Origin of the sequence: Streptomyces cavernicola (assembly GCF_029968035.1) — a bacterium.
Lineage (GTDB): Bacteria > Actinomycetota > Actinomycetes > Streptomycetales > Streptomycetaceae > Streptomyces > Streptomyces cavernicola.
In genome coordinates, this window is sequence record NZ_JASCIQ010000028.1 from 1 (window position 1) to 25495 (window position 25495).

Below are 25495 nucleotides of genomic sequence, written 5' to 3' on the forward strand. Positions count from 1 at the left end.
CACGTGGGTGGGCCCTATGTGGGCGGGCCACATGTGGTCACTTCACCCGCAAGAGTGCCGAAAGCCGATCGACTCCGCCGGTTCACGACGATGGTCTTGCCCAGGACTGTGACGCGGCTTACGTTCGTGACTCCACGCTCGGCTCTACGGGCGTAGAGGCTCGGAAGCTTGGAAGCTTTATCGGCGGGTCTGTCGAAGGAGCAGCTCATGGCGCACGTCGTACGCGCGGCCCTCGTCCAGGCGACCTGGACGGGCGACACCGAATCCATGATCGCCAAACATGAGGAGCACGCCCGGGAGGCCGCCCGGCAGGGCGCGAAGGTCATCGGGTTCCAGGAAGTCTTCAACGCCCCCTACTTCTGTCAGGTCCAGGAGGCCGAGCACTACCGCTGGGCCGAGCCCGTGCCCGACGGCCCGACCGTGCGCCGGATGCGGGAGCTCGCGCGCGAGACCGGCATGGTGATCGTCGTCCCGGTCTTCGAGGTCGAGCAGTCCGGCTTCTACTTCAACACCGCCGCCGTGATCGACGCCGACGGCAGCTACCTCGGCAAGTACCGCAAGCACCACATCCCGCAGGTCAAGGGCTTCTGGGAGAAGTACTACTTCAAGCCGGGCAACCTCGGCTGGCCGGTCTTCGAGACCGCCGTCGGCAAGGTCGGCGTGTACATCTGCTACGACCGGCACTTCCCGGAGGGCTGGCGCCAACTCGGCCTGAACGGCGCACAGTTGGTCTACAACCCGTCGGCCACCTCGCGCGGCCTCTCCGCGTACCTGTGGCAGCTGGAGCAGCCCGCGGCGGCCGTCGCCAACGAGTACTTCATCGCCGCGATCAACCGCGTCGGCCAGGAGGAGTACGGCGACAACGACTTCTACGGCACCAGCTACTTCGTCGACCCGCGCGGCCAGTTCGTCGGCGAGACCGCGAGCGACAAGACCGAGGAACTCGTCGTGCGCGACCTGGACTTCGACCTCATCGACGAGGTCCGCACCCAGTGGGCGTTCTACCGAGACCGCAGGCCCGACGCCTACGACGGGCTGGTGCAGCCGTGACCGACCTCTACCAGCGCCACCGCGCGGTCATGCCCGACTGGCTCGCGCTCTACTACGAGGACCCCATCGAACTCACCCATGGTGAGGGCCGACATGTGTGGGACGCACACGGCAACAAGTACCTCGACTTCTTCGGCGGCATCCTCACCACCATGACCGCGCACGCCCTGCCCGAGGTCACCAAGGCCGTCAGCGACCAGGCCGCGCGCATCATCCACTCCTCGACGCTCTACCTCGACCGCCCGATGGTCGAACTCGCCGAGCGCATCGCCCAGTTGTCCGGCATCCCGGACGCCCGGGTCTTCTTCACCACCTCCGGCACCGAGGCCAACGACGCGGCCCTGCTGCTCGCCACCGCGCACCGCCGCTCCAACCAGATCCTGGCGATGCGCAACAGCTACCACGGCCGCTCCTTCTCGGCCGTGTCGATCACCGGCAACCGCGGCTGGTCGCCCACCAGCCTCTCGCCGCTGCAGACCCTGTACGTCCACGGCGGCGTCCGCGGCCGCGGCCCGTACGCGCAGCTGTCCGACGCCGAGTTCATCGACGCCTGCGTGGCCGATCTGGAGGACATGCTCGGCCAGACCCGCGGCGTCGCCGCCCTGATCGCCGAACCCATCCAGGGCGTCGGCGGCTTCACCTCCCCGCCCGACGGCCTGTACGCCGCGTTCCGCGAAGTCCTGCAGCGGCACGGCATCCTGTGGATCGCGGACGAGGTGCAGACCGGCTGGGGCCGTACCGGCGAGCACTTCTGGGGCTGGCAGGCGCACGGCCGGAACGGGCCGCCGGACATCCTCACCTTCGCCAAGGGCATCGGCAACGGCATGTCCATCGGCGGCGTCGTCGCCCGCGCCGAGGTCATGAACTGCCTCGACGCCAACTCCATCTCCACCTTCGGTGGCTCCCCGGTCACCATGGCGGCGGGCCTCGCCAACCTCACGTACCTCCTGGAGCACGACCTGCAGGGCAACGCGCGGCGCGTCGGCGGACTGCTCCTGGAGCGGCTGCGGGCGATCGGCGCGAGCACCGAGCACGTACGGGAAGTGCGCGGGCGCGGCCTGATGATCGGCGTCGAACTGGTCAGGCCGGGCACCGACGAGGCCGACCCGCAGGCGGCGACCGCCGTCCTGGAGGCCGCCCGCGAAGGCGGACTCCTCATCGGCAAGGGCGGCGGCCACAACACCAGCGTCCTGCGGATCGCCCCGCCCCTGTCCCTGACGGTCGCCGAGGCCGAGGAGGGCGCCGCCGTACTCGAACACGCCCTGCGCGGCCTGTAGTTCAGCCCCACCGCCCGTTTGCGACCTGCGAGGGGAAGCCATGAGCACCCGCACCCTGATCCGCGGCGGACTCGTCGTCACCGCCGCCGACGAGACCCACGCGGACGTCCTGATCGAGGACGGCCGGATCGCCGCCCTCGCGGCCCACGGCAGCGAACAGGCCGCCTCCTGGACCGCCGACCGCGTCATCGACGCCACCGACAAGTACGTGATCCCGGGCGGCGTCGACGCCCACACGCACATGGAGCTGCCCTTCGGCGGCACCTTCGCCTCCGACACCTTCGAGACCGGCACCCGCGCCGCGGCCTGGGGCGGCACCACCACGATCGTGGACTTCGCCGTGCAGAGCCAGGGCCGCTCCCTGCGCGAGGGGTTGGACGCCTGGTACGCGAAGGCCGACGGCAAGTGCGCCATCGACTACGCCTTCCACATGATCCTCTCCGACGTCAACGAGTCGACGCTCAAGGAGATGGACCGCCTCGTGGAGGAGGGCATCACCTCGTTCAAGCTGTTCATGGCCTACCCCGGCGTCTTCTACAGCGACGACGGCCAGATCCTGCGTGCCATGCAGCGCTCCGCGGGCAACGGCGGGCTGATCATGATGCACGCCGAGAACGGCATCGCCATCGACGTACTCGTCGAACAGGCCCTGCAGCGCGGCGAGACCGACCCCCGCTACCACGGCGAGGTGCGCAAGGTCCTCCTCGAAGCCGAGGCCACCCACCGCGCCATCCAGCTCGCCCGCGTCGCCGGCGCCCCCCTCTACGTCGTGCACGTCTCCGCCGAGGAGGCCGTCGCCGAACTCGCCGCCGCCCGCGACAAGGGCCTCCCTGTCTTCGGCGAGACCTGCCCGCAGTATCTGTTCCTGTCCACGGACAACCTCGCCGAGCCGGACTTCCACGGCGCCAAGTACGTCTGCTCCACCCCGCTGCGCCCCCGCGAACACCAGGCGGCCCTCTGGCGCGGCCTGCGCACCGACGACCTGCAGGTGGTGTCCACGGACCACTGCCCGTTCTGCTTCGTCGGCCAGAAGGAGCTGGGCCGCGGCGACTTCTCCAAGATCCCCAACGGCCTTCCCGGGGTGGAGAACCGCATGGACCTCCTCCACCAGGCCGTCGTCGACGGCCACATCTCCCGCCGCCGCTGGATCGACATCGCCTGCGCGGCCCCGGCCCGCATGTTCGGCCTGTACGGCAAGAAGGGCACGCTCGCCCCCGGCGCCGACGCGGACGTCGTCGTCTACGACCCGACGGCCGAGCAGACCCTCTCCGCCGAGACCCACCACATGAACGTCGACTACTCCGCGTACGAGGGCAAACGTATCCGCGGCCAGGTGGAGACGGTCCTCTCCCGCGGCGAAGTCGTCATCGACCGGCGCGAGTTCACCGGACGCGCGGGGCACGGGCACTACACGCCGCGCGGGACCTGCCAGTACCTGAACCACTAGAGCGACTCGAAACAACTAGGAGGCCAGCGCATGGACTTCGGACTCGTCCTGCAGACCGATCCCCCTGCCGCGCAGGTCATCAGCCTCATGAAACGTGCCGAGCGGAACGGCTTCCGGTACGGGTGGACGTTCGACTCCGCCGTGCTCTGGCAGGAGCCGTTCGTCATCTACAGCCAGATCCTGGCCAACACCCGGCGGCTGATCGTCGGCCCGATGGTCACCAACCCGGCCACCCGTACCTGGGAGGTGACCGCGTCCACATTCGCCACGCTCAACGACATGTACGGCAACCGCACGGTCTGCGGCATCGGGCGGGGCGACAGTGCGATGCGGGTCGCGGGGCGGCCGCCGAACACCCTCGCCCGGGTCAGCGCCGCGATGAAGGTGATCCGCGCCCTCGCCTCCGGCCAGGAGGCCGACCTCGGCGGGGGCACGACCGTCCACTTCCCCTGGGCGGGGCAGGACGCGCGGCTGCCCGTGTGGATGGCGGCGTACGGGCCCAAGGCGCTGAAGATGGCGGGGGAGGAGGCCGACGGGTTCATCCTGCAGCTGGCCGACCCGTATCTGACGCGGACCATGGTGCAGGCCGTGCGGGACGCCGCGGCCGCCGCGGGCCGGGACCCGGGCGAGGTCACCGTCTGCGTCGCGGCCCCCGCGTACCTCACCGAGGACGACTCGGCCGAGTCCCTGGCGCACGCGCGCGAACAGTGCCGCTGGTTCGGCGGCATGGTCGGCAACCATGTGGCCGACCTGGTCGCCAAGTACGGCGCCCACTCCGACCTGGTCCCGGAGGCGCTCACCGACTACATCAAGGCCCGCGAGGGATACGACTACGCGCACCACGGCCGGGCCGACAACCCCGACACCGCCTTCGTACCGGACGACATCGTCGACCGCTTCTGCGTCATCGGGACCGCCGAGCAACACATCGCCAGAATGCGGGAGTTGAAGGACCTGGGCGTCGACCAGTTCGCGCTGTACGCCATGCACGACGCCCGGGAGCGGGTCATCGACGGGTACGGGAGCTCGGTCATCCCCGCTTTGCGTGGCTAGTACACCCTTGATTTCCGGGGGAACTCGGCCTAGCCTCGCGGCAACTTGCCGTTCACCCCGCAGCGGGAGAGCACCGGAGCAGCCAGCCCCGGGCGCCGAAGGAGCAACACCTCCCCGGAAACTCTCAGGCATCCCTACCGCGCGGGCAGGCAACTCTGGAAAGCAGGCGTTGCGGCGTCTCGCCCACGGTGCAAGCGGCCTCAGGACCGTGAAGCTCTCAGGCTCGATGACAGAGGGGGAGGCTCACTTCGCAGCACGGGTAACCGGCCCGTGCTCGACCTGCGAGGAGCCCCCGATGGCTGTTCCGATGCCCGAGCCGTGGCCACCGCCCGCCCGCCCGACGGCGGCGGGCTGATCTCCTGCTTTCTCCTGCTTTCTGCTGCTTTCTCCGGCCCGAGCGGCCTCAAGGCCTGCCCCGAGCGGGCCGAACTCCCCTGTGGAACGAGTGTGTAGAGTGCGCGCCCGCATGCGCGCGAGATCAGTGAGGTTCGTCCATGCACGACAGCAGTGACTCCGGTTCGACCGCGACGGCGGTGTCAGGCGGTGGCGGCGGCTCCGGCACGGCGGGCGCCCCGGCCACGGCCGGCGAAGGCCCCCAGCTCGACCGGCAGTTGTCCAACCGGCACATCCAGCTCATCGCGATCGGCGGTGCGATCGGCACCGGCCTGTTCATGGGCTCGGGCAAGACGATCTCCCTCGCCGGCCCCTCGGTGATCTTCGTCTACATGATCATCGGCGCGATGCTGTTCTTCGTCATGCGCGCCATGGGCGAACTGCTCCTGTCCGACCTGCGGTACAAGTCCTTCGCCGACTTCGCCTCCGACCTGCTCGGCCCGTGCGCGGGCTTCTTCACCGGCTGGACGTACTGGTTCTGCTGGATCGTCACCGGTATCGCCGACGTCGTGGCGATCTCCGGATACGTCGCCTTCTGGTGGGACGACGCCCCGCTGTGGATCCCCGCGCTCGCCGCGGTCGTCGTGCTCATCGGGCTCAACCTGCCCACGGTGAAGGCGTTCGGCGAGACCGAGTTCTGGTTCGCGCTGATCAAGATCGTCGCGATCGTGTCGCTGATCGTCGTCGGCCTCGTCATGGTGTTCAAGGGCTTCGAGTCCACCAGCGGCGCCACCGCGAGCTTCGCCAACCTCTGGAACGACGGCGGCTTCTTCCCGACCGGGCCCATGGGCTTCGTGGCCGGCTTCCAGATCGCCACCTTCGCGTTCGTCGGCATCGAGCTCGTCGGCACCACCGCCGCCGAGACCAAGGACCCGGAGAAGAACCTCCCCAAGGCCATCAACTCGATCCCCGTGCGCGTGATGCTCTTCTACGTCGTCGCCCTCGTCGTGATCATCTCGGTCACGCCCTGGCGGCAGATCAACGCCGACAAGAGCCCGTTCGTCGTGATGTTCACGCTCGCAGGCCTCGCCGTCGCCGCCTCGGTGATCAACTTCGTCGTCCTCACCTCGGCCACCTCGTCCGCCAACTCCGGCATCTACTCCACGTCCCGGATGGTCTACGGCCTGGCCCACGAGGGCGACGCGCCCGCCTCGTTCGGCAAGTTGAGCTCGCGCCGGGTGCCGGTCAACGCGCTGCTGCTCTCCGGGGTGTTCCTGCTCGGCGGCGTCGTCATGGTGGCGATCGGCGGCTCGATCATCGAGGCGTTCACGCTGGTGACGACGATCTCCTCGGTGTGCTTCATGTTCATCTGGACGATGATCCTGATCAGCTACATCGTCTACCGCCGTCGCCGCCCGCACCTGCACGAGGCCTCGAAGTTCAAGATGCCCGGCGGCGTCGCCATGTGCTACGTGGTGTTCGCGTTCTTCGCGTTCCTGATCTGGGCGTTCACGCAGAAGGAAGACACCCTGCAGGCGCTCCTGGTCACCCCGGTCTGGTTCCTGGTCCTCGCCGTCGCATGGCTGGCCATGGGCCGCAGCCGCGCCCGCCAGGCCGCCGCCGAGCCGGCGTCGACGTCGGTCGAGAAGGACTGACACAACACCGGTACGCGGCAGTACGCGTACGAGTGCGCGTACGAGGAGACGGCGGCGGTCAGCGCGACCGCCGCCGTCTGCCGCAGCTTCAGTGCATCTCGAAGACCGGACCCCGCGGAGTGAACGGCAGACGGGCCCCGCGCGGCAGCAGGAAGGCGTGCTCGCGCCGCACCCGCAGAACGTCGCAGGCTCCGTCGGTGATCAGCAGCACCGGAGCGCCCGGCGGGAAGTCCTCGGCCGCGAGCAACAGCTCCACCCCGGGTTGCAGCACGGTCCCGCCACGGCCCCGCACCCGCACCCGGTTCGCGATCTCGGTGGCCGGCAGGTAGCCCGCGTCGAAAGGCGCCGCGTCGCAGAAGACCACCCGGGCCGCCGGCACGTCACGTGACTCGGCGTACGAGGCGATCGCGCCCAGCGCCTTGCCGAGGAGCCGCCGGTCCATGGAGCCGGAGGTGTCAAGGACCACCCCGAAAGTGCAGCGCTCCAGCTCATCGGGCGGGAAGTACCGTCCCGCGCGCGGGATATGGGGGGTGGATGCCTGCCGGCGGGCGGGGCGGGCGAAGCTGCGCAGCGGCTCCGGACGGGGCACGTACTCGTCGAACCAGCGGGCGAGCCGCACGTCCCAGGGCAGTGGAGGATGGGCGAGCGCCTGGATCTCCTCCACGAGTCCGGCGGGCAGCGCCCCGCGCCTGCGGTCGTGCAGGTCGAAGCCCTGGAGCAGGCCACGCTGGTAGAACTCGTCCAGGTCGACGTAGTCCGCCGGGGCGCCGGAGTGCGGCAGCGGCTCGTCCAGGACGTCGCCGCGGCCCTTGCCGCGCAGGGTGGCGAGGCGGCGCTTGCGGCGGGCGTCGGTGGTGATCCGGTCGTACACCTCCTCGGCGGACAGACCGGCCAGCTCCGGGTCGTGCAGCACCCCCTCCGGCATCTCACCGACGCCCATCTCCAACAGCCAGCCGTTGATCACGTAGTCGCAGGCGACGTTGAAGAGGTACGGGTCGCGGGCGCCGCGGCGGTCGGCGTGACGCAGGGCGGCGTGCAGCATCTCGTGCGCCAGGATGAACCGCCACTCCTCCTCGGTGTGCGTGCGCCGGGGGTTGACGTAGATCTCGCCGACGGCGGCGTTCACCGCGGCCACCGAGATCTGGTGGGTGCGGGCCAGGTCCGCGTCCGCGATCACCGTCATCCCCGAGGCGATGCCGCCCAGGAGCGGATACGAGGAGACGAACCAGTCGAGCGCCCGGTCCCACGGGCCCTTGGGGGCGCCGTCTGGTCCGCGGCCTGCGGCGTTCATCGCGGTCGAGATCCTGCGCGTCAGCGCACGGGCGAACACCTCCCGCCAGTCCTCGGGGTCCCGGCCGTACGGCCAGGGTTCCAGGCGCTGGTCGGGCTCCGGCCCACCCACCCCGCAGTGCGCGAAGCGCTCCGGGATGCCGTCGCGGCGGAAGCGCTCAGCGAGCTGTTCCTCGTCCCCGCCCGGAAACGACTCCGGAAGCTCGAACGGCGGGCGGCCCACCGGGAACGACTGCTGGAAACGGTTCACCACCACGCAGCGGGCCGCCAGCTCGTAGCGGTCCGGCTGCACCCGGGCGCCCCGGGCCGCCGGCACATGGCCGAAGCCCAGGTGCAGCAGACAGTGTGCGAGGACCCAGGCCCACTCGCTGGGTTCGGCCAACCGCTTCGGGTTCACATGGACGCAGCCGTCGGACTCCACCAGCGCCCAGCCGTCCTTCGGGGCGACGTGGCAGCCGTAACGGCAGAAGTCCGCGTCGAGTGAGTTGAGGGCGGCGTCACGGCGGACGATGTCCAGGCCGCGCCGGTAGTTGGCCTCGATGAGGGGGTCGGGACGGGGTGGTTGCCGTCGTGGGCCCCTGCCGCGTGCGGGCCCGCTCACCGGCGGGCCTCCACGAGCCGGGGCATGTCGCGGGCGGCCTCCACCAGGAACCAGGCGGGCAGCACCGGGTTGCCGTCCTCGTCGTCCGCGATCACCGTCTGCGCGACCTCGACCGATACCTCGGCGAGCTGCACAAGGAGGGCTTGCGCCCGGTACGCGGTCTGCCGTACGGAGGGCGAGGCGTGCTCCTTGTTCGCCGGAAGCTCCTTGATCAGCCGACCGCGGAAAGACTCGGCGAGGTAGTAGAGCAGGTCGCGGTCCTGCACGCGGTTCGGCCATCGGGCATCGCCCTTGATGATCGCGTCGATGCCGAACTCACTCCGCACGATCTTGACGTAACCGCAGAACGCCGAGGCGTGGGACGGGGTGAGCGTGCCATGGGCGAGGACCTTGAGCGTGTCCTCGTCCAACGCAGGGCCGAAGGACTGGATCGCGTCCGAGAGCATGTGCCAGGAGCGCGGGGTGGAGAACGGCTCCTCCGTCTTCGGCGGTTTGGACCACAGGTGGTGCGGACGGTCGGTCAGGTAGTCGGTCACCCACGGGTGGATGCCGGCCCCGGCCGCCCAGCTCAGCCAGTGCTTGGGCGACGCCTGGAGATGGACGTGGGTGAGCCGGTTGACCAGAGCGGACGCCAGCGGGCGGGCGAGGGCGTTGTCGGTGGAGCGGTTGCCGGCGCCGATGACGATGCTGCCCTTGGGGAGTTCGTAGTTCCCGATACGGCGGTCCAGGATCAGCGAGTAGAACGCCTTCTGCACATCGGGTGTCGCCGCGTTCAGCTCGTCCAGGAACAGGCAGTACGGCTCATCGCGGGCGATCACCTCGGGCGGACAGAACACCGAGCGGCCGTCCCGGATCTGCGGTACGCCGATGAGGTCCTCAGGGGCCAACTGGGTGCCGAGGAGGCTCACGCACTCCAGGCCGAGCGAATCGGCGAACTGCCGTACCAGCGAGGACTTTCCGATGCCGGGCGCGCCCCAGAGGAACACGGGGCGGACGGTGGCCAGGCCGAGCAACAGCTCGGGCACCTGGGCCGGGTTCACGGCGACGGCGGCCTGCACGGGCGGATCAGCTCCTGGAAGGGTCGGGTGACGGCGGCCGAGAACAGCTCCAACTCCTGGAGCGTCGGGCGCTGTTCATGATCTACGGCTGATGGAGACGCCGCATCCGACTTTCGCGGTTCCGAGGGCCATGGGTAGATCCTTGGGCTCACCTGCCGTCAGGCCGAGGGGGAGTACGGGCAGGAGAGGACGGCGGCGGTCGTCACGACCGTCGCCGTCTGCCGTGTCCGGCCGGTCGGCGGCTGGTGGCCGCGTACAGCACGAGCGCCGTCACCAGGCCGACCGCCCAGCCATAGTCCGCGAGCGGGCGCAGCGCGGGGATCAGGCCGTCCTCGGGGAACGGGCCCTTGCCGGGCGCGGAGTGCGAACCGCCCACGGCGAGCAGTCCGCCGACGCCGAAGGCGAGCAGGGCCCGCCAGTTCCAGCCGCCCGCGTACCAGTACGGGCCGTGCCGGTCGTAGAGCCCCGCCAGGTCCAGGGCGGTGCCGCGGACGAGCCAGTAGTCGGCGATCATCACCCCGGCCACCGCGCCGAGCAGGCCGCCGACGACGCCGAGCCACGTGAAGATGTACAACTCGGGCGTCGCGGTCAGCTTCCACGGCATCACGAGGACCCCGACGACACCCGTGATCAGTGCCCCCGTACGGAAGTTCACGACCTTCGGCAGCAGGTTCGACAGGTCGTACGCGGGCGACACCACGTTGGCCGCGATGTTCACGGAGATCGTCGCGATCAGGACCGTGACCAGGGCGAAGAGCAGCCCGAAGACGTTGTCGGTCTTCGCCGCGAGCTGTACGGGGTCCCAGACCGGAGCCCCGTACACCACCTGCGAGCCGGAGGTGACGAGGACGGAGAGCAGCGCGAAGGCCGTCATGGTGGTGGGCAGGCCGAGCGACTGGCCCCAGACCTGGGCCCGTTGGCCCTTGCCGAAGCGGGTGAAGTCGGGGATGTTCAGGGACAGCGTCGACCAGAAGCCGATCATCCCCATCAGCGCGGGGAAGAACACCGGCCAGAAGTCCGCGCCCCAGCCCAGCTTCGACGGCTGGTCGAGCAGCGGGCCGAAGCCGCCGGCCTTCACCGTGATCCACACGAGCAGCGCCACCGCGCCGACGAGTACGAACGGGGCCGCCCAGTTCTCGAAACGGCGCAGCGCCTGCATCCCCCGGTAGATGATGGCCAGTTCGAGCGCCCAGAAGAGCACGAAGCAGAGCCACAGCGTCCACGGGTGGCCGCCGATCTCCGTGGCGGTGGTCCAGCCGCCGAACACCTTGCCCAGGAGCAGGAAGACGCCCTGCCCGCCGATCCACGTCTGGATGCCGAACCAGCAGCAGGCCACGGCGGCGCGAAGCAGCGCGGGCAGGTTGGCGCCCCGGAGCCCGAACGAGGCCCGTACGACGACCGGGAACGGAATGCCGTACTTCGGTCCCGCGTGCCCGGTGAGCAGCATCGGGAGCAGCACGATCACATTGGCGAGGGCGATGACGAGCACCGCCTGCTTCCAGTCCATGCCGAGCGCGACGAGGCCGGAGGCGAGCGTCCACGACGGGATGTTGTGGGCCATGCCGATCCACAGGGCCGTGTAGTTGTAGACGCCCCAGGTGCGGCGCTCCATCGGCACCGGCAGCAGGTCGCCGTTGGCGAACCGCGGATCGTCGAGGGTCACGCCCTCGGCGAGCGACACCCGCCCGTCGGGGTGCGTGCGTTGGGTGACCGGCGTCGCGCCGGGCGCGGATGGAACCGTCGATGACATCGTGCCCTCGCTCTGCTGAGTCCGTCGGATACGTCAGATACGTCGGATGCGCCGGGAGAGTCGGAAGAGGGGCGAAGCGGGTGCCGTCGTGCGGGTGGGGGAGGACTCTACAGATCCGGGGCGGGTTGCGGGAGTGGTTGTGCGTATACCTGGGTGCCGGGGCGGTGTAGGCGGACACACCGGTACGAGCCCGGTGTTTCGGGCACTGTCGAAAGGCGTGGAGGTGGAGGCGCACCGGCCTCTACGGTCGGCGACGACATCAGGGGGAACACGGATCGGAGAAACATGAAGCGCAGGGCGCTCACCTTTCTGGCGGCGACGGCGGCCGCGGCCGGGGCACTGACCACCACGCAGGCCCAGGCCGGACCGGCCGAGACCCACAACTACAAGGCGAAGACGGCGAAGTTGGACGGGGCCAAGGCCACCTGTGACCTGGTCACCTGGGGTGCTCTGCAGGACCACGCCCGGCTGACCTGCAAGGTCAAGGACACCGAGGCCGACGGGTATCAGCCCTACGTGGTGTGGCGCCAGGACGGCTTCGGCGAGGTCGACTTCGGCTACAACAGCGAGGGCGCCGGCCACACCATCACGGCGTCGGACGCGCGGGTGAACCTTGACGCGGGCTTCCAGAAGATCTGGTTCAGGACCTGCATGACCACCCTGGGCTGGGACGACTGCAGCAACGAGAAGTCGTGGAAGGTGAAACGGTAGGGCTCGTCAGGGATGTTCCGGGAGCGCGGTGACCGCCGCTCGGGCCGCCCGTACGGCACCGTCGCGCATCTTCTCCGCCTTCGGCGCGGACTGGGACTCGAAGTCGCTGCCGGTGTACGTGACCGTCACCAGGGCGTTGCCGGAGCGGACGACCAGCTTGGCCTCGCGGCTCTGCTGGTCGTCCTTCTCGCTCAGCCTCATGACGACGGCGGCCTGCTCGCCGAGCCCCTCCACGGCCTCGGCGGCGCCGCCCGCGCGCGTGGCGAACGCGGAGCGGGCGGCGGCCGCCGAATCCCGCAGGTCGTAGCCGACGTCGAGCCAGCGGTAGTCGTACCCCTTCAGGGCGCTCCACGAGCAGGTCCGGCGGCGCTCCGGGTCGGTGAGCCGCAGTTCCTTGCCGTCGTGGTCCGCGTCCGGCACGAGAGCGTCGACCGTGTCGGCCGGCAGCGCCTCGCAGGGCGCGGGCGGCTTGTCGTACGCCTGCTCGTCCTCGGTCACCTCGGCGGCCTTGGGCTCGGCGGCGATCGCCGGGCGGTCCTCCTCCTCCGGTGCGAGCGGGCCGCTCGTCCAGGCCCAGCCCGCCGTGGCCAGGGCGGCGACGGGCAGCAGCCGTGCGGCGAGCAGCAGCGGCAGGGAACGCACGGTCGGCCTCCTCGTGCGGCGGGACGCGGTCGATCGGTGGGGTGCATCGATGCCTGCATCGGCGATGCGTATCAGCGATGCGTATCAGCGATGCGTATCGGTGAGGTGTGAGGCACGAGAGTGTCACATGGGAAGCGGTACGGGATAGGGGCGTCGGGCCGAAACCTACGGACGGGTACGGCCCGCAGCGGGAACGCCCGTCCAGGCGGCCGCGAGGGCCCGCTCCACCCGCTCCACAGCCAGGAACGCCCCGTACGCCACCAGGTGCACGAGGCAGTGGTCCGTGTGCGGCGGCGTCAGCCAGGCCGCGACGTCCTCCTCCGTGATCCGGTACGGGGCGAGGGCCGCGAGCACCGCGAGGCGTGCCCCCGGACGGTCCGCGCCGGGCAGCTCGGGCCAGTGGAGCGGGGGATGAGCGCCGTCCCAGCCGTCGACCGTCCCCCTGACCAGGGCCTGGTCCTCCTCGCTCAGCAGTCCGGCCCCCATCGAGGCGGCCGCGCGCAGGGCCTCGTAGGCGGGAGCGACGGGGGTGCCTGCGGCCCAACTCGGGGCGTTCGAAGGCTGGTTGGGGTCGGACTGCGGTGTGGGCGGCAGGAAGCGGAGGCTCGCGCCCGGCTCCGGGGTGCGCCGCATGGCCTGCGCGAGGGCCTCGCCCGCCGGGCTGCGCAGCACGTCCTGCGGGCGTACGCCCTCCGGCATCAACTCGTCGTGGAGCAGGGCCGATGCGATGCGGTTGATGAAGTGGAACGCGAGCACGGTGCCGATGTACCCGGCTGCGTCCGCCGCCGCGAACGGGACCTGCGCCAATTCGGGCGCGCCCGGCGTGCGCGACGCCTGCGCCCAGGCCAGCACGCGCGCGTGCTGCACGGTTTCGGGTACGCCGCCCCCGGTCACCGTGTCGGCGAGGTCCCGCTCGCCCGTGGCGTGCAGCAGCAGCGTGTGCGCGTCCACGCAGAACGGGCACCGGTTCGCGAGCGAGACGCCGAGGGCCGCGACCTTCTTCCCGGTACGCGAACCGGGCCCGGCGAGAAGCGACTCGCGCATCAACGCCCAGGCAGGGGCGAAGAGTTCGGGCGCAGAGGAGAGGACGACGAACGGGGCGGGCTCCGGGATGCCGAAGTCCACGGCCATCTGCGCATACAGCTCGGCGGCCGTTCCCGTCGCCTCCTGCGGGGGCGTGGGGTCGGTGTAGCGGTAGGGGGTGCGGGGGGTGGCTGCCTGCGCTTGGGGCTGGGGCTGGGGCTGGGGCTGTCCGGTCATGAGGAGTCGTCCTCTCGGTGGTGTAGGTGCTGTGCGATGTGGGTCGATGCTCGTCCGGCGCGGGGGCTCGGGGCGTCGTACGGCCGGAGTGAGTTGGGGCTCGGCGGAGGGGTGCGGGGGCGGCCGCGACTACTCCCGGGGGAGTAGTCGGGAAGCGGTCCGCTCGGGCGAGGCGCGTTGTCAGTGGGGCCGCCTACAGTTCAGGCATGGGAGAAGAGCGCACCGGGCCGGTCGGGCCCGGCACCGGGCGAACTCGGCTGATCCGCAAGGCGGTTGCGGCCGCGGTCGCGGCCGTCGTCGCGGCGATCGTGTGCGTCGCCGCGTCGTTCGCGGACGCCACCGCGCTTGACTACGGGCTGATCGTCGTCGGCTCCCTCGCGCTCGCCGGCCAGGGGGCCGCGCCGCGCGCCGGTCTCGCCGTGACGACCGTCTGCCTCTCCGCCCATGTGCTGCACGCGCATCCGGGTGCGGTGGCGGCCGTGCCCGTCGTGGGGGCGGTGCATGCCGCGTCGCGGGTGGGGCGAAGAGGGGTCGCCGCGCTCGCAGGCGGGGCGTTCCTTGCGGCGTTCCTGGCGGCCGACCTCATGGCGGGGCAGTCCGCGGGGCGGACGCTGCTGCTCGCGGGCTGGTTCCTGTGCGCCCTGGTCACCGGGCTCGCCGACAAGAACTGGCAGGCGTATCTGCGGCAGACCGAGGAGCGGGCGGCCGAGGCCGAGCGCACGCGCGAGGAGGCCGCGAGACGCAGAGCGGGCGAGGAACGCCTGTGCATCGCAAGGGAGTTGCACGACTCGCTCACCCACAGCATCTCCATCGTCAAACTGCAGGCGGGCGTCGCCGCCCACCTGGCGCGCAAGCGCGGCGAGGACGTGCCGGAGGCGCTGCTCGCCATCCAGGAGGCGAGCGGCGAGGCCATGCGCGAACTGCGCTCCACGCTCGACGTGCTGCGCGAGGACCAGGCGCCGGGACGCCTCGACGAGCTGGTGCGAAGAGCGAGAGCGGCGGGCCTCGCCGTGGACCTGACGATCCGCGACCACACCGACCTCGGCTCCGGTGCTGGTGGAGGTGGCGGTGTACGTGTCGGGGCCGGAGTCGCGCTGCCTCCTGCCGTGGACGCGGCGGTGTACCGCATCGTGCAGGAGGCCCTCACCAACGCCGCCCGGCACGCGGGACCGGCCGAGGTGAAGGTTGAACTGACCGTGGCTGAAGGCGAGTTGGAGGTGTGTGTGACGGACGACGGCGGGGCCGTGCCCGACGTGCCGTGTACGCCGGGCACAGGACTGACCGGCATGCGTGAGCGGGTCACCGCCCTCGGCGGCACGCTGCAGACCGGCCCGCGCCCGGGGGGCGGCTTCCGCGTCCTGGCCCGCATACCGACGGCGGTGGCCCGCATACCGGCGGCGGGCGAACCGGAGACCGTCGTCGACGGGGCGTCAGGAAGGGCGTCGAGAAGGGCGGCGCGCGCGTGATCAGAGTGGTGCTCGTCGACGACCAGGCACTCATGCGGGCCGGGTTCCGCGCGCTCCTCGACGCCGAGGACGACATCGAGGTGGTCGGCGAGGCGGCCGACGGCGCGGCCGGACTTGAACTCGTGCGCGCGCACGTACCGGACATCGCGCTCGTCGACGTGCAGATGCCCGTGATGACGGGCATCGAGACGACCCGGCGGATCGCGGCCGACCCGTGCCTCGCGGGCGTGCGCGTCGTCATCCTCACCAACTACGGCCTGGACGAGTACGTCTTCGACGCGTTGCGCGCGGGCGCCAGCGGCTTCCTGCTCAAGGACACCGAGCCCGCCGACCTGCTGCAGGCCCTCGGCGTCGTCGCGGGCGGCGAAGCGCTGCTCTCCCCGTCGATCACACGCCGCCTCATCGGCGAGTTCGTGGCCCGCCCGCCCGATCGGTTCACCGCGCCCGGACTCGACCACCTCACCCGCCGCGAACGGGAGGTCACGGCCCTCGCCGCCCGCGGCCTCAGCAACGAGGAGATCGCGGCGCACATGGTCATCAGCCCGTTCACGGCGAAGACCCATGTGAGCCGGGCGATGACGAAGACCGGCGCCCGCGACCGCGCCCAACTCGTCGTGTTCGCCTACGAGTCGGGCCTCGTACGGCCACGGGAAGGAGTCGACCGCGACGGGGGCTAGGCGCCCCTCCAGAGGGTGGCTAGGGCACGCGGCCCGTCCACTCCGGTGTCGAGAACTTCGTACGGGCCAGGTGCTGGGCCGTGGCCAGTTCGTCCTCCGTGACCTGGCCGGCCGTGAGGCCGTGCCGGGTGCGGAACGAGTCGATCATGCGCTCGATGACCGCCTCGCGCGGCAGGCCCGTCTGCCGGCGCAGCGGGTCGACCCGCTTCTTGGCGCTCCGCGTGCCCTTGTCCGACAGCTTCTCGCGGCCGATCCGCAGCACCTCGACCATCTTGTCGGCGTCGATGTCGTACGACATCGTCACGTGGTGCAGGACCGCGCCGTCCCCGCCGGCCACCCGCTTCTGCGCCGCGCCCGCGATCTTCCCGGCGTCCGTGGCGATGTCGTTCAACGGCTGGTACCAGGCCTTGATGCCCATGTCGCCGAGCGCGCCGAGCACCCAGTCGTCGAGGTACGCGTAGCTGTCGGCGAAGGACAGGCCCTGGACGAGGGCCTCCGGCACCGACAGCGAGTACGTGATGGTGTTGCCCGGCTCGCAGAACATCGCGCCGCCGCCGCTGATCCGCCGCACCACCTCGACGCCGTGGCGGCGCGCGCCCTCCGCGTCCACCTCGTTGCGCAGCGACTGGAAGCTGCCGATCACCACCGCGGGCGCCGCCCACTCCCAGACCCGCAGTGTCGGCGGCCGCAGACCGGCCGCGACCTCGGCGGTGATCACCTCGTCGAGCGCCATGTGCAGGGCGGGGGACTGCGGGCCCTCGTGGATCAACTGCCAGTCGTAGTCCGTCCAGTCCGTGGCGTGCGCGAGGGCCCGCCGTACGGCTACACCGACGCCCTCCGCCGTCAGCCCGTACATCACGGTGCCCTCCGGCAGGGCCGCCTCGATACGGGCGGCGAGACCCGCCGCGTCGGTGTCGGAGGGCGCGCCCTCCAGAGAGCGGCTCAACGCGAGGAAGGCGTCGTCGGGTTCGAGGAAGAAGTCGCCGGCGACCCGCACGTGCCGCAGCTCGCCGTCCTCCACTTCCAGGTCCACGACGACGAGCTTGCCGCCCGGGATCTTGTACTCACCGTGCATGCGCCATCCTCCAGCCGGCCGGGCGTACGTCGTACCTGGGCTCACACCTGGAGTGAACCGGTGCAAATCGTACTCCCGTGGGTCGGGGCGCGGCGGGTGTCCCGAGGGGCGCAGGGGTGCGCGAAAACCGCCTCTGCCACGCGAAAACCGCCACTGTGACGCGGAAAACCACCGCACGCGCGTGCCGGGTCCGGGCGCGCGCGTGCGGTCGGTTCATGACGGCGAGGAATCGGGCGACGAGGAGTCCGAGGGGGAGTCCGAGCGGGATTCCGAGGCGGAGTTCGAGGATGAGGAGTCCGGTGACGGGGGTGGGGCGAGTGGGCCGACCGTGGGCAGTGCGCGCGCCACGGACACGGGCTCCGGCTCCCTGTGTGACTCCGGCCGCGACCCCATCTGCGGCTGCGGCTGCGGCTGCGGCTCCGGGTTCGGGTTCGGTTCGGGGAGGGGTGTGGCCACGTCGAACATCTCCTGCCGGGGCTCGGGGCGGGTGCGCGTCGCCTCCCGCGTCGCCTCCCGCGAGGCCTCCTGCCCGGCCGAGCGCTCGGTCCGCGGTCCGGTCCCCGGTTCGGTTCGCGATGCGGTTCGCGGTTCGGTCCGCGTCGCCGGGGCCGTCTTCGGCCAACTGCCGTCGAGGACCAGGTCGATCACCGGCCGGTACGCCGACTCCAGGTCGCCGTCCAGGTGCAGGTGCGTGGCGATGCGGAACAGCAGGGCGCGGACGAGGAGTTGACGCCAGTGCGGCACGTGCTCCCAGTGGTCGAGCACACTCGGCTCGGCCCCGTGCCAGCACAGCGCGTCCACGACGGCCACGGCGGACGCCCAGCCCGTCGGCCGCCAGTACGCGGGCCAGTCGATGATCGCCGGCGGCAGCCCGTCGGCGTCGGCGAACAGGACGTTGCCGAGCAGATCGCCGTGGACGACCTGTGAGGCGTCCTCGGGCAGCGGGGCGCGGGCCGCGATCAGCGGAGCCACCAGGTCGAAGTCCCTCGCGGGCACGCCCTGTTCGGCGGTCACGGCCTCGGCGGAGCCCGCCGCGTACCCCCAGGAGAACCGGTCCGCCCGCGTCCACGGGTCGTCCCGCTCGTCGAGGAAGGCCGGGCGCGGCAGTTCGGCGAGGGCGGCGTGGAAGGCCAGGCCCGCGCGTACGACGTCGTCCACGCGCCGCTCGTCCGCGGTGCCCGGCACGAGCCGCCAGGCCTCCCAGCCGCCCGCTGTCCAGGTGCCGTCCATGGACCGCACCGGCGGCGCGATCCGGAACTCGTTCGATTTCGGCAGGGCGTTGAGGGTGTTGGCCCGCCAGGCGGTCTCGGTGCGCAGACCGGTCCGCTTCAGGACGATGCCGTCCGCGCACCAGGTGCCGCCCTGCCCGCCGGGCAGCGGCCGGGCCGGACCCTCGGAGCCGAACGCGGCGAGCACGGCGAGACTGGGCGGCTCCTGCCGGGTGAGCGTCGAGATCGAGGTGATGTTATTGGGGGAATTGGGCTTATTTTGTCGGATCGCGAACATGGCGCGGAGCGTAGCGGCGATCATGGCCCGCCGCTTCTCGTTCCGCTTCGGCGTGGCGTCGAGAGGCCCTGCGGGAGGTCGCGGTCCCGTCGCTGCGGAGGAGAGCCGGGGAACGCGAAGTGGCCGCCCGGCGAAGGCCGGACGGCCACAGTGCCGTCGTGCTGTCCTGCCGTGCTGCGTTGCCTCGTGCAGTCAGGCCGTCGGTCAGTCGGTCGGTCGGGCTGTTGTGCCGTCGTACGTCAGAACAGCGAGTGGAGAAGTTTGTTCGGGGATCCGGTGCCTGGCTGTTTCACGATGCCGGCGGTGGCGTTGGCGGTCAGCGCGCTGCTCACCTGCGCCGGGGTCGCCGAGGGGTGGTCGGCGAGATAGAGCGCGGCGACGCCGGCGGTGTGCGGGCTGGCCATGGACGTGCCGCTGATGGTGTCGGTCGCGGTGTCGCTGCTGTTCCAGGCGGAGGTGATGTCCACGCCGGGCGCGAACAGGTCGACGCAGGAGCCGTAGTTGGACCAGGAGGCCTTGGTGTCGGTGCGGTCCGTGGCCCCGACGGTGAGCGCCCCCGGCACGCGGGCGGGCGAGGAGCCGCAGGCGTTCTCGGGCAGCCCGATGATGTTGCCGTTGCCCGCGGCGACCGCGTAGCTGACGCCGGAGTCGATCGACCGCTGCACCGCCGTGTCCAGGCTGGTGCTGGCGCCGCCGCCGAGGCTCATGTTGGCCACCGCCGGCTTGACCGCGTTGGCGGTCACCCAGTCGACACCGGCGATCACCCCGGAAGTGCTGCCCGACCCCAGGCAGTTGAGCACACGGACGCCGACGACCGAGGCGGACTTGGCCACGCCGTACGTCGATCCCGCGGCGGTCCCGGCGACATGGGTGCCGTGCCCATGGCAGTCGTTGCCGTTCTGGCCGTCGCCGATGGTGTCGGCGCCGACGCTCGCCCGGCCGCCGAACTCGCTGTGGCTGACCCGTATTCCGGTGTCGATGACGTACACGTGCACGCCGGACGCGGTGGTGTTGTACGTGTACGAGCCGTCGAGCGGCAGGTTCCGCTGGTCGATGCGGTCCAGGCCCCAGGTGGCGCCGTTCTGGGTGACGGCCTTCCGCTTGGCGCCGTTCCGCGTGGGGGCGACGCGGACCTCGGCGTCCTGCTCGACGTACGCGACGCGCGGATCGGCGGCCAGACGGAGGGCCTGGGCCTTGTCCATCCGCACCGAGAAGCCGCGCACCGCGGAGCGGTACACCTGGGCGAGTTCGCCGTCGTAACGTGCGGTCAGGTCCTCGGCGGCCGTACGGACCGAGGCCTTGGGGGTGTCCTTGAGTACGGCGATCCAGCTGCCGGAAATGGCGGTCTCGACCGGTGCGGTGCGCAGGTCGACGGTGGGGCGGTCCGCGCTCTGTGCGGGGGAGGCCGCGAGCAGCCCGGCGGTGAGAGTCGCGAGAGCGGCGACCGGGGCGAGTACGCGAAGTCTTCGCGTCGGGGATCTCATGAGGAGGAACCAGTCCTTTCGTTGGCAGGCCGTGCCCAGGGGACGGATGGCAGTGCTGCCGCCAAATCCCGGAACAGGCCTTGGCGTTGACGAAAGTGCGGGAAGTGGAATCCCTTCCCCCGGCGGACTGTCCCACCGGTGATCAACGACCACAAGGTTCTTGACTGAACGCCGTCAAATTCGCCGGCCTGTCCGCCCCATCAGGCAGTGGCCAGACGGGGTGGCCAGGGGACCGGTGAGGGGGCGACGGGGCAGCGGCGCGCGGTGATCGTCAACCTGCCGGGGCCGCCGGGCGGTCCCAAGGCGGGCGGCTGGAGTCAGGGCCCCCGCGTTCCTGCAGCAGCTCGCCCTGCTCCCCGAGGACCCGCGCGAGCTGCCCGAACCCGGCACCGCCGACTACGTTCACCGGCTCGTCGAGGGCTGCAAGCTGGCGATGGCCGACCGCGAGGCCTGGTACGGGGACGCCGACGAGGTGCCGCTCGACGCGCTGCTCTCCGCCGCGTACAACGCCGAGCGGCGCGCCCTCATAGAGGAGCGGGCCTCCCGCGAACTGCGGCCCGGCAGCCCCGAGGGGCGTGAGCCGCGTCTGGCCAGGGCCGCCGAGACCGTGCTCGAAGGGGAGTACGCGATGGGCACGCCCGTCGCGGGCGCGGGTGAGCCGACCGTCGCGCGGGACGGCGGCACCCGCGGCGAAATGTGCCACCTGGACATCGTGGACCGCTGGGGCAACTTGGTCGCGGCCACGCCCAGCGGCGGCTGGCTGCAGTCCAACCCGATCGTGCCCGAACTGGGCTTCCCGCTCGGCACCCGGCTCCAGATGGCCTGGCTCGAACCCGGACTTCCCAACTCCCTCACCCCGGGCCGCCGTCCGCCCACCACGCTCACCCCGTCGCTCGCCCTGCGCGACGGCGAACCCGTGCTCGCGTTCGGCACGCCGGGCGGGGACCAGCAGGACCAGTGGCAGCTGAACTTCTTCCTCGCCGTCGCCCTGCGCGACCCGGTGCGCGGCGGTCTCGACCTGCAGGGGTACGCGGTGGGGCGGTGACCGTGCGTGAGCGCGCATCCCCGCACGCGCGCGACCGTACGAAACAAGCCGAACCCGAAGCGTTCACGGCGATTCAAGCCGCTGTCCACCGGTCGGGTGGGGATTGTCAGTGTCGCGTGATCTGATAGGACACATGATCGAAGACCTCGAAGGCTTTCTCGACACCGGCCTGACCGACGTGGAGGAGGCCGTCCGCAAGGCCGCCGCGGCCGAGGTGATGCCGCGCTTCCGTCAGCTCGCCGCGCACGAGATCGACGAGAAGGAGGGCCCGCACGACCTCGTGACGGTCGCCGACCGCCGTGCCGAGGAGCACCTCACGGAGTCCCTGACGGCACTGCTGCCCGGCTCGGCGGTGGTCGGCGAGGAGGGCGTGCACGCCGACCCGTCGAAGCTGGACGCTCTGCACGGCGACGCGCCCGTGTGGATCGTCGACCCGGTCGACGGCACGCGGCAGTTCGTCCACGGCGACCCGGGGTTCTGCACGCTGGTCGCGCTCGCCCACCGAGGCGAGGTCCTCGCGTCGTGGACGTACGCGCCGGCGCTCGAAGAACTCGCCGTGGCCGTCCGCGGCCGGGGCGCGCGCCTCGGCGACCGGGTGCTGCAACCGGGCGCGCCCGAGCCCGGCCACGTCCTCGAAGTGGCCATGTCCCACCCGGACTTCACGACCGACGAGCAGAAGCGCGCGCTCCTCGGCCTCGACGTGGACGGGGTGCACAGCAGGCCCTGCGGCTCGGCCGGCCTGGAGTACCTGGCCATAGCGAAGGGCGAGGTGGACGCGGTCGCCTTCTCCTGGGAGAACGCCTGGGACCACGCGGCGGGGCTGCTCCTCGTGGCCGAGGCGGGCGGCACGAACCGCACGCTCGCGGGCGAGCCGTTCCGCATCGAGGGCGGGAACGCGCTGCCGTTCACGGCCGCCCGGGACGCGGACACGGCCGAGCGGATCCTGCAGCTGCTGCGGGCCGGGGCGGCCTGAGCCGAAACCGCATCCGAGCCGCATCCGAGCCGCATCCGAGCCGCATCCGAGCCGCATCCGCGACGGCTGCTCAACGCAAGGCTGCTGCTCACCGCGACGGTCGCTCAGCTCACGGGCCTGAGCCTGGCCTGCGGCCGACTCCGGCTCTCCGCCTCGCAGTTGAGCCGCACGCCGAGCACCTCGTACGTCCCGGCCGTGCCCACCGCGGGCCATAGTTCGGGTGTGCGCGGCAGCTGGCCCATGTCGACGAAGCCCGGGACGGGCAGGCCGAGTTCGACGAAGAGGCCGGTGATGCCCGCGCCCCACGGGATGAGGCTGACCGTTCCGTTCAGGCGCAGGCCGACCGGCAGGGGGCCGGCGACGATCCGGGTGAAGTGCCGCCCGCGCCGGGCCTCCCGCCAGGCCCGCTCGAACTCCGCCGCCGTCACCGGGAGCCCCTCAGGGACGGTCCCGCCCACCGGAATCCCGTACGTCGCCTCGTACAGCTGGACGCCGAAGTCGCCGAACTCCGCGCGCATCCAGTCGAGTTCGGAGCGGTCGGCGGCGGCGAGCGCGGCGCTGTCCGGCGGGCCCGCCGCGAACGACGCCTGCCGTGCCACCACCCCCGAGTCGTCGTACTCGAACCAGTGGTGCGTGTCGTCGGCCGCGTCCCAGCGGTGTGTCCAGTTCGGCATCGGGCGAACGCTACCCCCGGCGGCGGTGTCAGTGGCCCGGCATATCCTGGGCAGCACCGACTGACAAAGGAGTCCGAAGGTGCCGTCGATGCTCGATGCAGTCGTCGTGGGGGCGGGGCCCAACGGCCTGACAGCCGCCGTCGAGCTGGCCCGGCGCGGCTTCTCGGTGGCCGTGTTCGAGGCCGAGGGGACGGTCGGCGGCGGTGCCCGCACGGAAGAGCTCACCCTCCCCGGCTTCCGGCACGACCCGTGCTCGGCCGTGCACCCCCTGGGCATCGGCTCACCCGCCTTCTCCCGCCTGCCCCTCGGGCGTTACGGCCTGGAGTGGCTGCACGCGCCGCTGCCGATGGCGCACCCGTTCCCCGACGGCTCGGCGGCCGTCCTCTCCCGGTCCGTCGCCGAGACGGCCCTGTCGTTCGGCCCGCGCGACGCGGGTGCGTACCGCCGCCTCGTCGCGCCCTTCATCGGCAAATGGGACACGCTCGTACGGGACTTCATGTCCCTGCCGTCCACCGCGCTGCCCCGCGACCCGGTCACCCTCGCCCGCTTCGGCCTCGCCGGACTCGTCCCGTCCACCTGGCTGATGGCCCAGCGGTTCCGGGACGAGCGGGCGAAAGCCCTGTTCGCCGGGCTCGTCGCGCATGTCATCGCCCCGCTCGGCGGTCCCGCCACCGCCGCCGTCGGCCTGGTCTTCGCGCTCGCCGCCCACGAGCGCGGCTGGCCCGTCGCCAAGGGCGGCTCGCAGTCCGTCTCCGACGCCCTCGCCGCGTACCTGCGCGACCTCGGCGGCGCGGTGCACACCGACTTCGAGGTGAAGCGCCTCGACGACCTGCCGCCCGCCCGCGCGTACGTCTTCGACACCGCGCCCACCGCCCTCGCGCGGATCGCGGGGCTCGGCCGGGCGTACGACGGATACCGGTACGGCCCGAGCGCGTTCAAGATCGACTACGCCCTGGACGGACCCGTGCCCTGGACCGCCGAGGAGGCGCGCAGCGCGGGCACCGTGCAGATCGGCGCGAGCAAGGCCGAGATCGCCGCCGCGCTCGACGCCGCGTCCCGTGAGCGGCGCGCCCCGGACCGGCCGTTCCTCATCACCGCCCAGCCCAGCCTCGTCGACCCGAGCCGCGCGCCGGAGGGCAAGCACGCCTTCTGGGCGTACGGGCATGTGCCCAACGGCTGGGAGGGCGACCTCACCGACGCCGTGGAGCGCCAGTTGGAGCGGTTCGCGCCCGCTTTCCGCGACCGGGTCCTCGCCCGCGCCACGGCGGGCCCGCCCCAACTCGCCGCGCGTAACGCCAACTACATCGGCGGGGACATCGCCTGCGGCGCGGCCGCCGGACTCCAACTGCTGCTGCGCCCCAAGCTCTCGCTCTCCCCGTACAACAGCCCGCACCCGGCCGTGTTCCTCTGCTCCTCGGCGACGCCGCCGGGTCCCGGCGTCCACGGCATGTCGGGCCACAACGCGGCGAAGGCGGTGTGGAGACGGTTGCGGGGTGCCCCGTAGGGGCGCGGGGAACTGCGCGGCCAGCCACGGCGAGAGCCGCACCCGCCGACGATGCGTACCCGGCAGACGCGGCTGCCCGATCAGCGACGCCGGCAGCTGCGGGCCGTCGAGGGTTGCTCGCGCAGTTCCCCGCGCCCCTGACGGGCCACTCACCCGACCCCGGGCCCGGGGCGGAGCCCCGAGGGGGCACCGGCATGCGCATAGTGGAGGTATGAGCACGCACCTCACCCTCGTCCAGGGCGACATCACCCAGCAGTCCGTCGACGCCATCGTCAACGCCGCCAACTCCTCGCTCCTCGGCGGAGGCGGCGTCGACGGCGCGATTCACCGGCGCGGCGGACCCGAGATCCTCGCCGCCTGCCGGGACCTGCGGGCCTCGCACTACGGCAAGGGGCTGCCGACCGGGCAGGCCGTCGCCACGACCGCCGGGCGGCTCGACGCGCGCTGGGTGATCCACACGGTGGGCCCGCGCTGGTCCGCCGACACCGACCGCTCCGACCTCCTCGCCTCCTGCTACCGCGAATCGCTGCGCGTGGCCGACGAGTTGGGGGCCCGTACCGTCGCGTTCCCCGCCGTGTCCGCCGGGATCTACGGCTGGCCGATGGACGACGCGGCACGCATCGCCGTCGAGACGGTGCGGGCCACGGAGACGGCCGTCGAAGAGGTCCGGTTCGTGCTGTTCGACGAGACGGCCTACGAGGCGTTCGCCGCGCACGTGGGCTGACCGGCTCGGCCCACCGCCGGGATGCGCTCATCGGTTCCCCGACAGTGGGGCGGAAAACCTGCGAACAGGCGGACCCCGTACGGGACTTGGCCCGTAAGCATGGGGGTTCGTACGGGACAAGAACCCCGTACGCGTGGGGGGGTTCGTACGGGAGGTGGGCCCGTACGGGGTCCGCTGCTTCGAGTCTCCGCAGCCGGGCCGCCGGCCGCGTCAGCCTCCGGTGCCGGCCGGTCTCCGCCT

General features: G+C 71.6%; 20 protein-coding genes, 1 pseudogene and 2 riboswitches. Of the genes and pseudogenes, 12 read left to right on the plus strand and 9 right to left on the minus strand.

The features are described from left to right. The first annotated feature begins 207 nt into the window (after nucleotides 1-207). The 5 genes from QIS96_RS24515 (at nucleotide 208) to cycA (ending at nucleotide 6815) form a co-directional block, all read left to right on the plus strand. On the plus strand, nucleotides 208-1050 hold the full coding sequence (locus QIS96_RS24515) for a nitrilase-related carbon-nitrogen hydrolase (RefSeq protein WP_282544893.1): 843 nt from the start codon (nucleotides 208-210) through the stop codon (nucleotides 1048-1050). Then, complete coding sequence (locus QIS96_RS24520) at nucleotides 1047-2327, plus strand: aspartate aminotransferase family protein (RefSeq protein ID WP_282544894.1); 1281 nt, start codon at nucleotides 1047-1049, stop codon at nucleotides 2325-2327. Before QIS96_RS24515 ends, QIS96_RS24520 begins: the two co-directional genes overlap by 4 nt. A 40-nt stretch (nucleotides 2328-2367) precedes the next feature. Then, entirely contained in the window at nucleotides 2368-3774 is a 1407-nt protein-coding gene (gene hydA, locus QIS96_RS24525; RefSeq protein WP_282544895.1) for a dihydropyrimidinase, read from the plus strand. Nucleotides 3775-3804: 30 nt separating this feature from the next. Beyond that, nucleotides 3805-4827 (plus strand): TIGR03842 family LLM class F420-dependent oxidoreductase, encoded by a 1023-nt coding sequence (locus QIS96_RS24530; protein ID WP_282544896.1) that lies wholly within the window; start codon nucleotides 3805-3807, stop codon nucleotides 4825-4827. 52 nt (nucleotides 4828-4879) lie between these two features. Further along, nucleotides 4880-4977, plus strand: a riboswitch (glycine riboswitch). Continuing rightward, a riboswitch (glycine riboswitch) is annotated at nucleotides 4978-5067 on the plus strand. A 254-nt stretch (nucleotides 5068-5321) separates the two neighbouring features. Next, nucleotides 5322-6815 carry a D-serine/D-alanine/glycine transporter gene (cycA, locus tag QIS96_RS24535; protein WP_282544897.1) on the plus strand — a complete coding sequence of 498 codons (1494 nt, stop codon included), beginning with the start codon at nucleotides 5322-5324 and terminating at the stop codon, nucleotides 6813-6815. Between the two features lie 88 nt (nucleotides 6816-6903). On the opposite strand, the gene QIS96_RS24540 is transcribed toward cycA, so the two are convergent. The 3 genes from QIS96_RS24540 to QIS96_RS24550 all read right to left on the minus strand — a co-directional run bounded on the left by QIS96_RS24540 (nucleotide 6904) and on the right by QIS96_RS24550 (nucleotide 11514). After that, a complete protein-coding gene (locus tag QIS96_RS24540) occupies nucleotides 6904-8706 on the minus strand; it encodes a vWA domain-containing protein (protein ID WP_282544898.1) in 1803 nt (600 codons plus the stop codon). Continuing rightward, nucleotides 8703-9764 carry an ATP-binding protein gene (locus QIS96_RS24545; RefSeq protein WP_282544899.1) on the minus strand — a complete coding sequence of 354 codons (1062 nt, stop codon included), beginning with the start codon at nucleotides 9762-9764 and terminating at the stop codon, nucleotides 8703-8705. The genes QIS96_RS24540 and QIS96_RS24545 overlap by 4 nt, the downstream gene beginning before the upstream one ends. Before the next feature lie 202 nt (nucleotides 9765-9966). Further along, nucleotides 9967-11514, minus strand: a complete 1548-nt coding sequence (locus QIS96_RS24550) for an NCS1 family nucleobase:cation symporter-1 (RefSeq protein WP_282544900.1) — start codon at nucleotides 11512-11514, stop codon at nucleotides 9967-9969. 285 nt (nucleotides 11515-11799) lie between these two features. Between QIS96_RS24550 and QIS96_RS24555 the strand changes: the two genes are divergently transcribed. After that, nucleotides 11800-12225 (plus strand): hypothetical protein, encoded by a 426-nt coding sequence (locus QIS96_RS24555; RefSeq protein WP_282544901.1) that lies wholly within the window; start codon nucleotides 11800-11802, stop codon nucleotides 12223-12225. Nucleotides 12226-12231: 6 nt separating this feature from the next. Here QIS96_RS24555 and QIS96_RS24560 read toward each other — a convergent pair whose 3' ends face one another. Both QIS96_RS24560 and QIS96_RS24565 read right to left on the minus strand, forming a co-directional pair. Next, on the minus strand, nucleotides 12232-12867 hold the full coding sequence (locus QIS96_RS24560; protein ID WP_282544902.1) for a hypothetical protein: 636 nt from the start codon (nucleotides 12865-12867) through the stop codon (nucleotides 12232-12234). 165 nt (nucleotides 12868-13032) lie between these two features. Then, complete coding sequence (locus QIS96_RS24565; protein WP_282544903.1) at nucleotides 13033-14127, minus strand: carboxymuconolactone decarboxylase family protein; 1095 nt, start codon at nucleotides 14125-14127, stop codon at nucleotides 13033-13035. Nucleotides 14128-14333: 206 nt separating this feature from the next. On the opposite strand from QIS96_RS24565, the gene QIS96_RS24570 reads away from it, so the two are divergent. Next, nucleotides 14334-15593 carry a sensor histidine kinase gene (locus tag QIS96_RS24570; RefSeq protein ID WP_282544904.1) on the plus strand — a complete coding sequence of 420 codons (1260 nt, stop codon included), beginning with the start codon at nucleotides 14334-14336 and terminating at the stop codon, nucleotides 15591-15593. Next, nucleotides 15590-16270 carry a response regulator gene (locus QIS96_RS24575; RefSeq protein WP_282544905.1) on the plus strand — a complete coding sequence of 227 codons (681 nt, stop codon included), beginning with the start codon at nucleotides 15590-15592 and terminating at the stop codon, nucleotides 16268-16270. The genes QIS96_RS24570 and QIS96_RS24575 overlap by 4 nt, the downstream gene beginning before the upstream one ends. A gap of 19 nt (nucleotides 16271-16289) precedes the next feature. Here QIS96_RS24575 and QIS96_RS24580 read toward each other — a convergent pair whose 3' ends face one another. From QIS96_RS24580 to QIS96_RS24590, 3 genes are all read right to left on the minus strand, one after another. Then, entirely contained in the window at nucleotides 16290-17345 is a 1056-nt protein-coding gene (locus tag QIS96_RS24580; protein WP_282544906.1) for a lipoate--protein ligase family protein, read from the minus strand. A 213-nt stretch (nucleotides 17346-17558) separates the two neighbouring features. Then, complete coding sequence (locus QIS96_RS24585) at nucleotides 17559-18851, minus strand: TIGR02569 family protein (RefSeq protein WP_282544907.1); 1293 nt, start codon at nucleotides 18849-18851, stop codon at nucleotides 17559-17561. A gap of 239 nt (nucleotides 18852-19090) precedes the next feature. Further along, nucleotides 19091-20335, minus strand: a complete 1245-nt coding sequence (locus QIS96_RS24590; RefSeq protein WP_282544908.1) for a S8 family peptidase — start codon at nucleotides 20333-20335, stop codon at nucleotides 19091-19093. A gap of 300 nt (nucleotides 20336-20635) precedes the next feature. Here QIS96_RS24590 and QIS96_RS24595 point away from each other — a divergent pair. Together QIS96_RS24595 and QIS96_RS24600 are read left to right on the plus strand one after the other, a co-directional pair. Next, a pseudogene (locus QIS96_RS24595) lies at nucleotides 20636-21362 on the plus strand (gamma-glutamyltransferase); the annotation flags it as partial. 151 nt (nucleotides 21363-21513) lie between these two features. Then, complete coding sequence (locus tag QIS96_RS24600; protein WP_282544909.1) at nucleotides 21514-22353, plus strand: inositol monophosphatase family protein; 840 nt, start codon at nucleotides 21514-21516, stop codon at nucleotides 22351-22353. A gap of 104 nt (nucleotides 22354-22457) precedes the next feature. Here QIS96_RS24600 and QIS96_RS24605 read toward each other — a convergent pair whose 3' ends face one another. Then, entirely contained in the window at nucleotides 22458-23027 is a 570-nt protein-coding gene (locus QIS96_RS24605; RefSeq protein WP_282544910.1) for a hypothetical protein, read from the minus strand. A gap of 88 nt (nucleotides 23028-23115) precedes the next feature. On the opposite strand from QIS96_RS24605, the gene QIS96_RS24610 reads away from it, so the two are divergent. Next, on the plus strand, nucleotides 23116-24531 hold the full coding sequence (locus QIS96_RS24610) for a phytoene desaturase family protein (protein ID WP_282544911.1): 1416 nt from the start codon (nucleotides 23116-23118) through the stop codon (nucleotides 24529-24531). A 211-nt stretch (nucleotides 24532-24742) separates the two neighbouring features. Beyond that, nucleotides 24743-25255, plus strand: a complete 513-nt coding sequence (locus tag QIS96_RS24615; protein ID WP_282544912.1) for an O-acetyl-ADP-ribose deacetylase — start codon at nucleotides 24743-24745, stop codon at nucleotides 25253-25255. Nucleotides 25256-25495 lie beyond the last annotated feature (240 nt).